This window comes from Mesorhizobium sp. M0802, from assembly GCF_040320115.1.
GTDB lineage: Bacteria > Pseudomonadota > Alphaproteobacteria > Rhizobiales > Rhizobiaceae > Mesorhizobium.
In genome coordinates, this window is record NZ_JAMYOY010000031.1 from 19,131 (window position 1) to 32,979 (window position 13,849).

General features: G+C 62.3%; 10 protein-coding genes. 7 read left to right on the top strand and 3 right to left on the bottom strand.

Going from position 1 to position 13,849, the window contains the following annotated elements; all coding sequences use genetic code 11:
• The first annotated feature begins 21 nt into the window (after window positions 1-21).
• Window positions 22-1,227, top strand: coding sequence for an ROK family transcriptional regulator (locus NKI10_RS28995; RefSeq protein WP_352443530.1), 1,206 nt, complete (start codon window positions 22-24; stop codon window positions 1,225-1,227).
• Window positions 1,228-1,256: 29 nt separating this feature from the next.
• Here NKI10_RS28995 and NKI10_RS29000 read toward each other — a convergent pair whose 3' ends face one another.
• Window positions 1,257-2,297 carry an aminopeptidase gene (locus NKI10_RS29000; RefSeq protein WP_031262125.1) on the bottom strand — a complete coding sequence of 347 codons (1,041 nt, stop codon included), beginning with the start codon at window positions 2,295-2,297 and terminating at the stop codon, window positions 1,257-1,259.
• 238 nt (window positions 2,298-2,535) lie between these two features.
• Window positions 2,536-2,769: a hypothetical protein gene (locus tag NKI10_RS29005; RefSeq protein ID WP_023671105.1), complete on the bottom strand. Its 234-nt coding sequence runs from the start codon at window positions 2,767-2,769 to the stop codon at window positions 2,536-2,538.
• Window positions 2,770-2,953: 184 nt separating this feature from the next.
• Here NKI10_RS29005 and NKI10_RS29010 point away from each other — a divergent pair, with 184 nt between their 5' ends.
• Together NKI10_RS29010 and NKI10_RS29015 are read left to right on the top strand one after the other, a co-directional pair.
• Entirely contained in the window at window positions 2,954-4,954 is a 2,001-nt protein-coding gene (locus tag NKI10_RS29010; RefSeq protein ID WP_023698764.1) for an AI-2E family transporter, read from the top strand.
• A gap of 129 nt (window positions 4,955-5,083) precedes the next feature.
• Window positions 5,084-5,242 carry a hypothetical protein gene (locus tag NKI10_RS29015; RefSeq protein WP_023807227.1) on the top strand — a complete coding sequence of 53 codons (159 nt, stop codon included), beginning with the start codon at window positions 5,084-5,086 and terminating at the stop codon, window positions 5,240-5,242.
• Window positions 5,243-5,673: 431 nt separating this feature from the next.
• On the opposite strand, the gene NKI10_RS29020 is transcribed toward NKI10_RS29015, so the two are convergent.
• Window positions 5,674-5,949 (bottom strand): response regulator, encoded by a 276-nt coding sequence (locus NKI10_RS29020; RefSeq protein WP_352862492.1) that lies wholly within the window; start codon window positions 5,947-5,949, stop codon window positions 5,674-5,676.
• Window positions 5,950-6,196: 247 nt separating this feature from the next.
• Between NKI10_RS29020 and NKI10_RS29025 the strand changes: the two genes are divergently transcribed.
• The 4 genes from NKI10_RS29025 to NKI10_RS29040 all read left to right on the top strand — a co-directional run bounded on the left by NKI10_RS29025 (window position 6,197) and on the right by NKI10_RS29040 (window position 13,846).
• On the top strand, window positions 6,197-7,990 hold the full coding sequence (locus tag NKI10_RS29025) for a PAS domain S-box protein (protein WP_352862493.1): 1,794 nt from the start codon (window positions 6,197-6,199) through the stop codon (window positions 7,988-7,990).
• Between the two features lie 192 nt (window positions 7,991-8,182).
• Window positions 8,183-8,476 (top strand): hypothetical protein, encoded by a 294-nt coding sequence (locus NKI10_RS29030; protein WP_023704064.1) that lies wholly within the window; start codon window positions 8,183-8,185, stop codon window positions 8,474-8,476.
• A gap of 472 nt (window positions 8,477-8,948) precedes the next feature.
• Window positions 8,949-9,104, top strand: coding sequence for a hypothetical protein (locus NKI10_RS29035; RefSeq protein ID WP_156033724.1), 156 nt, complete (start codon window positions 8,949-8,951; stop codon window positions 9,102-9,104).
• A gap of 215 nt (window positions 9,105-9,319) precedes the next feature.
• A complete protein-coding gene (locus NKI10_RS29040) occupies window positions 9,320-13,846 on the top strand; it encodes an autotransporter outer membrane beta-barrel domain-containing protein (protein WP_352862494.1) in 4,527 nt (1,508 codons plus the stop codon).
• The last annotated feature ends 3 nt before the right edge of the window (window positions 13,847-13,849 follow it).

Below are 13,849 nucleotides of genomic sequence, written 5' to 3' on the forward strand. Positions count from 1 at the left end.
CAACGATGTTTATGTTGAGCCATGACAAAACCTTCGCTTAGAACCTGGCTGATCGACAGACCCTCCGCGTCGCCGGAGAGCATGATCGTGCGCTGCCTGAGCGAGCGCGGCGCACTCTCGGCGTTGCAGATCGCACGCGCCACCGGTCTGGCGCGCTCGACGGTGTCAACCGCGCTTAACGGCTTGAAAAAGTCTGGAATGGTGATCGAAGCCCCGACCAGCCGCGACGGCATCAGAGGCATCGGCAGGCCAGCCGCGGCGGTGACGCTCAATCCGACAGCGGGCACCTGCGTCGGCATTCACCTGGCTCTTCAGCAGATACGGCTCATCGTCGCCGATGTCTCGCATTCCGTCATTGCCGAACAAAATATTCCAATGGCGCTGGACTACCAGCCGCAACAGGCGGCCCAGGCGGTCAAATCGGCGATTGCCCAATCCTACAGGGAAAATGGTCTGCCGATGGCGGGGCTCCTGGGGGTTGGTGTCTCCGTCTCCGGCCCTGTCAGCCGCGATGGAGTGGTGCTGCGCGCCAGCATGGTTCCAACATGGGCCGGCGTCAACATACGAGATGTGTTTGGACCCGTTCTGGAACAGCCGATCTTCGCCGACAATGAGAGCAACTGCGCGGCCATTGCCGAGCTGATGTGGGGTGCGGCCGTCGGCCAGGACGATTTCGTGCTGTTCAAGATCGATCTGGGTGTCGGCGGCGCCATTGTCCAGCATGGCCGGCTGGTGACGGGCGTCGCCGGCGGCGCCGGCGAATTCGGGCACATCAGCATCGATCCCGGCGGCGACCTTTGCCGCTGCGGCAATCGCGGATGCCTGGAGCTCTACGCGAGTTTTACCCGGCCGCTGGAACAGATTTCGCGTGTCGTTGGGCGGCAAGTCACCATGGACGATGTCATCGCCATGGCCGAGCAGGGCGACGTCAGGGCGTTGCGGATGATCGAGGATACCGCCGAGATCGCCGGCCGGGGTCTCGGCCTGATCGGCTCGGTGCTCAATCCGCCGCTTATCATCATCGGCGGCCACATGGCTTTGGCAGGGGACATTCTGTTGACGCCGCTGATCGCGTCCTATGAACGCCACACGCTGATCAAGTCCCGGGATGTCGCTCCCGCGCTGCGCACGCGCATCATCGTTGGCAGGCACACCGAGAACGATGCCTTGCTGGGCGCGGTCGGCCTCGTTTTGAGACACCAGACGAAGGAACTGTCGCTGGGGTGATCGTCAGGACCAGCCTGTGCTTGTTCAAGTCAATTGCACGTGTCCGCAGCCTTGAGCGCTTCGGCGCGTGACGATTTGGGCAAATCCGCGATCCGCCGGACAGAAGCGTAAAACCTTGGATAGTCGCCCGAACACAGGTCGAACAAGCGAAGAAAGGCCGGAACCTGTTCACCGTAGACAGAAGTTGCGGCGAGCTTTGCGTTGTTGATCGGGGCATCGAACCAGGCGTCGTATCCACGGTATCCCGCCCAGTGCCTGTCGCGCATCTGCCGGTAGCGCGCCCGCAACCGGTCGATGGTTGCTGCCTTGGCGGCCGCCATCTTTTCCGGGGTGCGGGGACTACCATAGACCTGCCTTAGCTCGTCGCGCGTCCTCGCCACCAGCCCGAGAAAATCGGCGCTGCGCTTGCGATCGGCTTCGTAGCGGCGCAATCCGGCCCGATCGCCGGCGGCGCGGAGCCATTTCCTGACGCCGCTGGTTTCGACGGCTACGGCGAACGCCTCATTGAATGCGGAATCGCCATCCACATAGAGGCGCTGATGCGCCAGCTCATGAAAAACAAGGCTTGCGAGATAGGTGTCGTCCTGACGCAGCATGGTGCTCAGCAGCGGGTCACTCGACCAGCCAAGCGTGGAATAGGCGGTGACGCCCGAGACATAGACGTCGAGGCCTTGTCTTTGAAGCTCGACAGCGCTTTCAGCCGCGGATTTCCGGGAGAAATAACCCCGGTATGGAACGCAGCCGAAAACCGGAAAGCACCATGTTCGTGGCGCCAGCAAGAATTGCGGCGCGGCAAAAACGGCCCAGGTCACGGCGTCGCGATGGATGTCGACATAGCTGCGGTAGCTGCTGTTCTCGGGCAGTGCCAGCTCATCTGTCGCAAACCGTCTTATGGCGCTAGCCGACGTCAATTTGGCGCGCAATGCCTCAGGCGTCGAAGGATCACGGATGAGTTTTCCAATATTTTTGCGGGCGGCCATGATCTGCGCGTGACCCTGCAACGACTGCGCGTAGTAGGAAATGCTCGTGCAGCCGGTCGCCCCGGACGCGATGATCGCCGCGGCAAGCATCTGAAGAACGCGCTTCACTGTTTGCCCACCTTGCCCATCTCCCCATGCAGCAACGTCCTGGTCCCCCCTCAAACAGGAGGCACCGGTTTCCGTCAAGAGCTGCAGGGGCAGGGAGTGACACCGACCTGGGCAGGGGCAATGCGGGCATTCGCCTAGGATTGACGAAAGTCCACCGCAGGGCGGAGCGGGCGAGATACGGACCGTCCGTCGAGACGCGGTTCCCCCAAGCTGCCGCGCGCTACTGGTCCGAAAACCTCACGCTCACGCCGCGCTGGCGAAAATAAGCCTGCATCAACTTACGGCCCGAGCGGTTGTTCTGCGCCAATTTTGCCGGATCGAACACCGCCTGTTTTGCGCCCTCTCGTGTCAGCGCTGCCTTGAGCGTCGCGATATGGGCGTCGATGTCGGCATTGTCCGCCCGCAGCGAGGCATAGATACTTTCGGTCGCTTCGGCCACAGTCGGTTCGCTCACAGTGTCGTCCTTTGGTTGGTTGGGCGGCGGCTTTACCACAGATTTGCGGCTCCGACGATATCGACTGAACCGTCGGAGCACAGCGCCCAGGGCGCAAAACCGCAAAACGTATGTATTCGGCCCTGCTAAACATTGCCCGGCAGGCGAATGGGTCTAACTATCGGTAGGAAACGGGGGGAATCACGTGGCTGCCAATCGTCGAAACGACATCTCATCGTCCGAGCGGGGGCTAGGACGGATTCTTGCGGCAGGCAATGCCCATCCGCGCACAGCTCTGCCTACCGTGGCAACCATCGTCACGACAGTAGCTGCGCTGTATTTCGGTCGTGAGGTGTTCCTTCCCATTGCCATCGCGCTGCTTTTGACCTTTGCGCTGGTGCCGATGGTCTCCGCACTGAAGCGTGTCGGCTTGCCTCGGCTGCCTGCAGTGCTTCTGAGCGTGATTGGCGCATTCGCGGCCCTGGGCCTGTTCAGCTTCATTGTTGCGACCCAGGTAAGCGAGCTTGCTCAGAACATTTCCGTCTACCAGACAAACATTTTGACCAAGGTGCGTTCCCTCAAGGAGACGGGCGTTGGTGGCGGCATAATTGCCAGGCTGAGCGGGGTGATCGAGCGCGTCGGTCAGGAGATCGACAAGCAGGATGTGGCGCCGCCTGCGGCCGACAAGCCCCGGCGCGAGCCTGTTCCCGTCGAGATCGTCGCCCGCGAGAGACCTCTGGAGGTATTGCAGAACATCATCGGACCGTTGATCAGCCCGCTGGCATCAGCTGGCCTGATCATCATCGTCGTCATCTTCATGTTGCTTGAGCGCGAGGATCTGCGCGACCGGTTTATCCGCCTCGTCGGCTATGGCGACCTCCATCGCACAACGCAGGCATTGCAGGATGCCGGCAAACGGGTTGGCCGTTATCTGATCATGCAATTGGTGGTGAACATCGTCTACGCGATACCAATCGCGATTGGCCTTTGGGTGCTCGGCATTCCCAACGCGCTGCTGTGGGGGTTGCTGGCACTGGCGCTGCGCTTCGTTCCCTATATCGGCCCTGTTATCGGCATGCTGCTGCCCTTGTTTCTGGCCTTGGCGGTTGCGCCCGGCTGGTCGCTGGTGCTGTGGACCGCCGCACTGTTTGTCGTGATGGAATTGGTAACCGGCAACGTCATCGAACCGTGGCTCTATGGCTCGCGCACGGGACTTTCTCCTTTGGCAATCATCGTTGCGGCAATTTTCTGGACATGGTTGTGGGGGCCACTCGGCCTGGTCCTTTCGACGCCGCTGACAGTTTGCCTCGTCGTCCTCGGGCGACATGTTCCGCAGTTCGAATTTCTCGACGTCCTGTTTGGCAACGAGCCCGTCCTTGAACCTCACGCCCGGCTCTATCAACGGCTCCTGGCCGGCGATCCCGACGAGGCAACTGACCATGCCGAGGAGATCCTCGAGGAGAAGTACCTGATCGATTTCTACGACACGGTCGCCATTCCTGCTCTCCTGTTGGGCGAGCAGGACCGCATGCGAGGCGTGATGGGCGATCAACAGCGAAGGCAGGTGGCGGCGAGCGCCCAAATTCTTGTGGCAAATCTTGCCGACGATGCACAGGAAGAGGCAAGCGAGGAAGATGCGCCGGCAACCACCGCGGAAGGGAGCGCGAGCAGGGAAACAGATGGCGTCGAAGAGGAAGAGATCGAGCTGCCCGACGGCAAGGACATGTCGGTGCTTTGTGCCGGCGGTCGCGGCGAACTCGACGATGCCGCTGCCGCCATGCTCGCTCAGGTGCTGGAGGTGCAAGGTGCTACGGTGGCGAAGGCCAGTTTTGTCGATATGGAGCCGGCAGGTATTCGTCGTCTCGAACTAGAGGCGATCGACACCGTCGTGGTCGGTTTCCTGAACCGGGATTCGCTCAAGCATGCCCGCTTTCTGGTCCGCAGACTGAAGCGCGCCAAGGCAGGTTTGAGAATTGGGATTGTGTTCTGGTCAGACGCGGAGCAGGGCGATGTCGGGCAAGAAAGGCAAGCTTTGGCCGCCGACATCAGCGCCGATTTCGTAGCCCACGGCATGGTCAACGCTGTGCTTGGCGCACTTTCTCCAGCGCCGGCCGTTCCCCTCAAAGTCGTTTCGAAACGCCGCGATCGACGGCGTCCGGCCCCTCGAAAACGGATCCCGGCCCAGGCAACGGCCGCAACAGCCTAGCCGCACCGCCATGTCTCAGATTGCCGCGCCGGCGCTGGAATGCCTGGTGAGACGGCAAGATCGTCCCCCACTCGCAAGCCATGGAACAATCTCGCGGCCTTGCGGTTCCTAACACCGAAGGAGAACCCCATGCTCAGATTCCTTATCCGCCTCGGCGCGATCTACGCGGCGTTCCAGATCGGCCGAGAGTTCGGCCGCAAGGAGACCGAAATCATGCTCCTGCCGCCGCCCGTTGACTACGAGCGGCACCCGAAGTCGAGAAACGAAGCCGAGTTCGGAGAGGCATAGGACTGCTCAATCTGTCCGGTCGATCTGGCCCGTGCTGGCGCCGTCCCTGCGCGGGGCGCATTATCGTGCGAATGGATCGGCCACTTGGCTGTGCCAGGATCGATCCTGGCAACGCAATAATTGAGCCGCTATCTCTGCCGTTCAAACGCGGCACAACGAGGTTGACCGTGCGTCGAGGAATGAGTCTCTCTCAGATCTTGGCGTTGAGCCGATGGAGAAGGCATGATCAGCACGGGCAACGCACGACCCTAAGAAAGTGGAAGGGAAGAAGCACTGGTGCTGTCAATTGCCAGGGAGACCGGCATCACCGAGGATCACGGGCGCGAACTTGTTCGCCTGATCGGCACCGGCCGCAACTCGCTGCTCCGTGAGGCGCGGCAGCTGCTCCGGCAGCGCCTGGCTAATTTAGACCGAAGGTGCTCAGAGCACGGCTATCCCGTCGCCTTCTGCTGCCCGGCGGTCATCGCTTTGAGAGCCCGGACCACCTCTGCAGGTCCGGCGGGTTTCATCACTCTTACGCCAGACGAGAACGCTTCGGGGGTTTCCTCGAGCCCCAGGCCGGAATAGACGATGAAAGGAACCGCCCGCCCTGCCAAGGTTTTTGCCGCGTCAACAGCCTCGCCGTCCGACAGCCTGACGTCCAGGATCGCTGCGGCGGGGGTATGGTCCGCAAGAAAACGTTTCGCCTGGGAACATGTCGCCGCCATGCCACGGCAAAGCCCGCCTCCGAAAGAGTGGACTCCATATCCAGTGCTATCAAGGCTTCGTCGTCAACGACAAGGACCAAGGGTTTGCCCATGCGTGGATCATCGCACGTTTGTAGATGGAAGACGAGTCGAGGCTACGCCCCTTTTAGGATCGAGTTCCCGTACGCAGCGGGTCGAGATCGCGAGCAATGGGAACCAACTGATCCAAGCCGCATTATATTTGGTTGGACTGGACAAGGTGTTTGGGATGCATGAAGCAACACAGGCGACTGTTCTCGCCTTCGAAAACCCGGGAGTGTCCAGCAATGACGGTCTGGATTTCGATTACAAGGATTTCTTCGAAAACGGCGCCGTTGCCCTGCATCTGGTGAACGCAGACGGCTTGATCGTGCATGCCAATCAGGCTGAGCTCGACCTTCTCGGCTATCCTGCGGAGGACTACCTCGGTTGCCACATCGCCGAGTTCTATCCCGACCGGGACGTCATAGAGGACATTTTGGTTCGCCTTGCCAATGGCGAGAAGATCGTAAGATATCCGGCGCGATTGAGGGCCAGCGATGGATCGATCAAGCACGTCGAAGTCACGTCAAGCGGACATTTCCGGGACGGCAAGCTGATCAACACCCGGTGCTTCACGGTCGATGTAACCGACTTGGTACACACCCGCTCGGAGCTCAGGCAGCATGACAGTACCTATCACCAGATACTCGACGGCCTACCCGTCGCCATCTACACGACCGATCAGGATGGGACGATCACCTACTACAACCGCGCCGCGGCCGATCTGGCAGGCAGGGAGCCTGAAATCGGCAAGGATAAATGGTGTGTGACGTTCAAGCTGTTCACTGCCGACGGCAAGGAATTGCCGCACGATGAATGCCCGATGGCCATCGCGCTCAAGGAGAACAGGCCGGTCCGCAATCAGCAAGCTGTTGCGCAGCGTCCCGATGGATCGTTTTTTCCGTTCCTGCCCTACCCGACACCGCTGCGGGACGAGCACGGCGCTCTGATTGGCGCCGTCAACATGCTGCTGGACCTGACGGACCGCCAGCGTGCCGAAGAAACCAGGCAGCACCTGTCAGCGATCGTGGAATCCTCATTTGACGCTATCGTCAGCAAGGATCTCAACACCATCATAAAAAGCTGGAACCACGGCGCCGAACGGCTTTTCGGCTATACCGCCGACGAAGCGATTGGCCGGTCGGTGACCATGCTGATCCCCGAAGACCATCAGGACGAGGAACCCCGCATCCTCCAACGCATTCGCCGCGGCGAGCGCGTCGAACCATTCGAAACGACCCGCCTGCGCAAGGATGGCAGCCTGGTTCCGGTTTCGCTGACGATATCGCCCGTGCGTAACGCAACTGGGCAGATCACCGGCGCATCGAAGATAGCGCGAGACATCACGTCGGCGAAGGAGAATGAATACCGCATCCGCATGCTGATGCGCGAGGTCAACCACCGGGTGAAAAACCAGTATTCGGTCATCCTGTCGATGATCCGGGAGACCAACAAGCGATCGGAGACGCCAAAACAATTTGAAACCCAGGTGCGCGAGCGCATCATGGCGTTGTCACGATCTCACGACCTGCTTGTATCGGCGGATTGGAAGGGTGCCACGATCAGCGACCTCTTGGCGGCCCAGGTCGAGCCTTTCCCGCGGGGGGATGTGATCGAAATGTCGGGCCCATCATTGGTGCTCAGTCCCAACGCAGTTCAGTATCTCGGGATTGCCTTCCACGAACTGGCGACCAACTCGGCCAAATACGGGGTTCTCTCAGGGGACAAGGGCCGGATCTCGGTCACATGGGGCATCACCGGTTCCGGTGCTTCGAGGCTCTTTCACCTCACCTGGGTCGAAACCGATGGGCCGCAGGTTCAGACTGTCGGACAAGGTGGCTTTGGAACCGTGGTGCTGAAGCGGGTCGCGCCCGCAGCGGTTAGTGGGCAGGGAATTCTCGAACACGGTCCGCATGGCATAACATGGAGCCTGGAAGCGCCTTCGGTTTCCGTGGCAGCTTCTGTCGTCCAAGAAGCTTAGAAGCAGGAAGCAGCCCTGCAACGAGCATTCGTCAATTGGAAGCCCTTGATGCGGCCTTCGTCGAGCGGAAACCCGGTTTCCGCTAAAGATCGCCAGAGCCATTGCTAAAGTCGACAGAGCAAATCACCGGCAGAGGGCGCATTTCGTTGCACGGAACGGGACAGGACCGGCGTAGCCAGAGGCGAGGTAACTATGGACATCGACGAGTTCCGTGCGACCCTTCAGGGAGTAGAGCCCCCGGCGAATCTTGGGATGGCGCTCCACGCTCTATGGTGGGATAGACAGGGCGATTGGGAGCGGGCGCATGAGTGTGTGCAGGCCAACGAATCTGATCCGGCCTCTGTATGGGTTCATGCCTATCTGCACCGCAAAGAAGGCGACCTTTCTAATGCAGCCTACTGGTACCGCCGCGCCGGGCAGCCTGTGGCAACTGGCAAGCTAGACGCAGAGTGGGAGTCGATTACAGAATCACTTCTTGCAGGATAGTGAGGGGTCGCCCAAGGGGCAGCCTAGCGCCTCATCGCCCCCGTAGAGGCGAAACTCACCTCCGCCCGATGGGATCGGCTGGAGCCCAGGAGGTCCGAACGTTTCCGCATAAATTGATGCAGCGAGATTGTTCTCGCGATTCCGTAAGGTCTCTGTTTAATAAGCTATATCTAATATTGACTACTTTCTGTCGCTCAAAAGTCGCAGACTTCATTTTACTGATCACCGTTAGCTTCTTGGTAGCTCTCATGACTATAAACTTCTTGCGGGCGAATAGCTTTCATGCTGCCTTCGCGCACTCAGGAATCAGGGAGCTTAGGCATGGCGGAGCGGATTGCGCGTGATGGGTTTTGGGTTTTGCATCTCGCGCGCTTGCCGCAAGTCGTGTCGCTTCGCTCCAGCACTTCCGCCTTGATGATCCTAACTGTTGCCCTTGCGCTGAGCGCCGCGCCGGCTCGGGCCGATGGCGGCAATGGTAGCAGCGCAGGCGCTGGACAAGGTGGCGTTGACGGCGCGCTCGCGAGTGCCACGGGTCAGAATGCCGCCAATGGCGCGACCGCTGGTGGCGGTGGTGGCGGCATTGACCTCACGACGGGTGACGGGGCGCCAGGAGGATCGGGAGCGGTAAGTGGGACAGCCAACAACCCAAATGGCGTTGCCGGTGCCACTGGTGCTACGGGTCTGGTCATCTCGACAGACGGGACCATTGCAACCAGCATCAGCGGCGGGGCCGGCGCTTTGGGCTCCCCTGGCACGAATGGCGTCGTCAGGAGCGGCGGCGGTGGCGGTGGCGGTGTGGGCGTCAGTGCCACGGCCGACGTTACAGTCACTGGCACAGGATCGGTGAGTGGTGGCACTGGCGGCCGAGGTGGGACCAATGGCAACAGCGGCAGCGGTGGTGGCGGCGTCGGCATATTCTCGTCCGCAAACGTGTTTGTAGAGGCGGGCGGCAGCGTTACCGGCGGCACGAGTCTCTCCACAATTGGGGTCCAAGCAGGTGGTGGCGGCGGCGCAGCTGCCATCGTCCTGATGGGCGGCGGGACAATCCAGAACAGCGGGAATCTGCTCGGGGGTGCCGGTGGAAGAACAGTTCTCGGCGGCGGTGGGGACGGTGGCGCCGCTGTTCTGCTGCTTTCAGGTGGAACCGTCATCAACAAGCTAGGTGCGACGATCGTTGGCGGCAGTGGCGGTCAGGGCTCCTTGGCAGGCGGCGATGGCGCCGCAGGGATCAAGGGCGCCAACATCGCGGTCATCAATGCGGGTACGATCAGCGGCGGTGCCGTCGGCACCGGTGGCGGAACGCCGGCAGCCGGCAAAGCCATCCAGTTCACCGGCGGCGTCAATTCGCTGGAGATTCAGGCCGGCTCCACCATCACAGGCAATGTGGTCGCTTTCAGCGCCGCGGATACATTCAAGCTGGGTGGCGATATCAGCGCCAGTTTCGGTGTGTCGCAGATCGGCGCTGGCGCCAAATATGACGGGTTTGGGTTCTACGAGAAAACCGGAAACAGCACCTGGACCCTAACGGGGACGACAACTGCCGTCACGCCTTGGACCTTGTCCGGCGGGATCCTGCAGATTTCGAACAATGACAATCTGGGCGCCCTCTCGGGCGGCTTGACCTTCGACGGCGGCACGTTGCGCACGACCACCAGCTTCGCCACCAATCGCAATGTCCTGATCAATTCGACCGGCGGGTTCGACACGGTGGCAGGCACGCAGTTGGACGTGTCAGGCCAGGTGACCGGCACCGGCACACTGGTCAAGAGCGGCGCCGGCACCCTCAACGTCACCAATTTGTCCAACAGCTATACGGGTGGCAACATCGTCAATGCAGGAACGCTTGCCGGCAACACCGTGGCGATCCGTGGCGACATCCTGGACAACGGCGCTGTCTCGTTTCTCGACCTCGGCCCCCACACCTTCGGCGGAAATATCTCCGGCTCGGGCAGCGTCGACATCGAAGGCTTCGGCACGCTGACGCTGACCGGTGCCAACACCCACAGCGGCGGCACGAAGGTCGGGACCGGCAAAAGCATCTCGGTCGCGTCGGACCAGAATCTGGGTGCCGCGACGGGCCTGCTGACACTCGACGGCGGCGAACTCGGCACGACAGCAAGCTTCGCCATGAGCCGCGATGTCAACCTCACTTCCGCCTATGGCTACTTCCGCGCGGCGGCGGGTACGACGCTGACCGCCAATGGCGAGCTGAGCGGCGTGGGCGGCGTCTACAAGGAGGGCGCCGGCACCCTGGTGCTCAAGGGCGACAGTACCTATTCCGGCCGCACCACCGTCGACAGCGGCAAGCTTATCGTCGAGGGCTCGCTCGGCAGCACCGAAACGACGGTCAACAGCGGCGGCACGCTGGGCGGCTCCGGCTCGATCGGCGGCGCGGTGATCGTCGCCGATGGCGGTGTGCTGGCGCCGGGGTCCAGCCCTGGCACGCTTACGGTCGGATCGCTCAGCCTGAGCTCCGGTTCTATGCTCGACTACGAGCTCGGCCAGGCGGGCATTGTCGGCGGCGGTGTCAACGACCTGATCGAGGTGACCGGCGCGCTGACGCTGGACGGCAGCCTCAACATCACCGATGTCGGCGGCTTCGGGCCTGGCGTCTACCGGCTAATCAATTATGGCGGCGCACTCACCGACAATGGTCTCGAGCTCGGCAATCTGCCGGCCGGTGTCACGGCCGCCGACCTGACGGTGCAGACCTCCGTCGCCAACCAGGTCAATCTCGTCAGCAGCGTCGGCACCGACTTGCTCTTCTGGGATGGTGACGCGGCCGGCAATGCCAACAATGATCTGGTCGACGGCGGCAACGGCACGTGGACGGCGACAAGCCTGAACTGGACGACGAGCACCGGCCTGGTAACTGGCGCGATGAAGCCGCAGCCCGGCTTCGCCATCTTCCAGACGCTCGGCGGCACCGTCATCGCCGACGGCAGCGCCGGCGCGCTTGCGATTACGGGCATGCAATTCGCCGCCGATGGCTACCGCATCGAAGGCGACGCCATCACGCTTGATGGCGCTGGCGGCGAGAGCATCATTCGGGTCGGCGACGGCACGGTGGCCGGAGCAGGTTACACCGCCACCATCGCCTCCGTGCTAACCGGGACCAGCAGCCTGACCAAGACCGATGCGGGCACGCTGGTGCTGTCCGGCGCCAACACCTACACGGGCGGCACCACCGTCCTGGGCGGCGTGCTATCTGTTTCAGCCGACAACAATCTCGGCGTTGCCGCTGGCGGCCTAACGCTCTCCGGCGGGACGCTGCGCAACACAGCGGCGTTCAGCTCGGCGCGCGACGTCACGCTTTCGTCGGCCGGCGGCACCTTCGACACTGTGGCCGACCTGACCTTGTCCGGTGCGATCTCTGGCGCTGGCAGCCTTGCCAAGACCGGCGCCGGCACGCTGACGCTTACGGGAACGAACAGCTATGGCGGCAACACGTTGGTCAGCGCTGGCACGCTGGTCGGCGATGCAACCTCGATTCGTGGCGACATCGGCAATTCCGGCACTGTCGTGTTCGACCAGGCGGCGGACGCCAGCTTCGCCGGCGATATCTCCGGCACCGGCGCAATGATGAAGGATGGCGCCGGCGTGCTGACGCTGTCAGGCACGTCGCTGCTGGACTGGACCGTCAATCAAGGCGGCCTCGTCTCGGCAGCCGAGCGCTTCGGTGGCGATGTCGCGATCGGCGCCGGCGCCTCCTTCACATTCGACCAAGTCGCCTCCGCCAGCTATGCCGGCGTGTTCTCGGGCGCCGGTACGTTCATCAAGGACGGCCAAGGCACGCTGCTGCTTGCGTTGGACAACTCAGGCTTTACCGGCGCCACTATGGTCAGCGGCGGCACGCTTGCCGCGGGCGCTGCGAACGCGTTCAGTTCCTCCTCGCAGTTTTCCGTCGCCTCGGGCGCCACGCTCGATCTTGCCGGCACGTCCCAGACGATTGCGGGGCTGAGCAACGCCGGAACGGTGCGCATCGCGGGTGGCGTCCCAGGCGACACACTTACCGTAAGCGGCGACTATGTCGGCAATAGCGGCGCCGTCGTTCTCAACGCTGCGCTCGGTGGTGACGGTTCGCCGACAGACATGCTGGTGATCGCCGGCAACACGTCAGGGACGGGTACCCTTCAGGTCGTCAATTTCGGCGGGTCGGGCGCCCAAACGGTCGGAGGCATCAAGATCGTCGACGTCGGCGGCGTCTCGAACGGCAGCTTCTCGCTCGACGGCAATTATACCTTCGAAGGCGATGCAGCGGTCGTCGCGGGCGCCTACGCATACAGGCTCTACAAGAACGGCGTCAGCACACCGGCCGATGGCGATTGGTATCTGCGCTCGGCCCTGGTCAACGGCGATCCCGATCCGCAGCCACTCTATTCGCCCGGCGTGCCGCTGTACGAGGCCTATGAAGGGGTGCTGCAGGCCTTCAATGAACTGGGCACCATGCAGCAACGCATTGGCAATCGGTCGTGGGGCGAGGGTGCTACGCCGCAAGGTGCGGACCTGCCAGGCCAGGGCTCGGTCGACGGCAAGGCGATATGGGCGCGCATCGAAGCTGCCCATGCCGAGATCAAGCCGGAGACGTCGACCTCCGGCACGAACTATGACGTGACCACCTGGAAGCTGCAGGCCGGCGTCGATGGCCTGCTGCACGAAAGCGACGCCGGTACCCTGATCGGAGGGATTACGGCCCACTACGGAACCGCGTCGTCGGACGTCTCCTCGATCTTCGGGGCAGGGTCGATCGCTGCCACCGGCTACGGCGTCGGCAGCACGCTCACCTGGTTCGGCAGCGGTGGCTTCTACGTCGACGCGCAGGCCGAGGCGACATGGTATGACAGTGACATCCGGTCGGCCACGCTGGGCACCACGCTTGCGGACGGCAACAACGGTTTCGGCTACGGGCTGAGCATCGAGACCGGACAGAAGATCGCCCTCAACGGCAACTGGTCGCTGACGCCGCAGGCCCAGCTTGCCTATTCCTCGGTCGACTTCGACGCGTTCACCGACCCGTTTGGCGCCGTCGTGTCGCCCGGCAGCAGCAACAGTCTCGTCGGCCGCCTCGGCCTCTCCGCGGACTATGAAGACCAGTGGGTGGACGATGCGGGGCAAGTCAGCCGCACGCACATTTACGGGCTCGGCAACCTTTACTACGACTTCCTCGACGGAAATGATGTCGATGTGTCTGGCACGAAACTGGTCAGCGAAAATCAGGCGCTGTGGGGCGGTGTCGGCCTTGGTGGCTCGCTGAGCTGGGCGGACGGTCGCTACGCCGTCTTCGGAGAAGGGACAGCGCGGACAAGCCTCAAGGATTTTGGCGATAGCCACGCCCTGGGCGCCAAGCTCGGGTTCGCTGTGAAATGGTAGCGG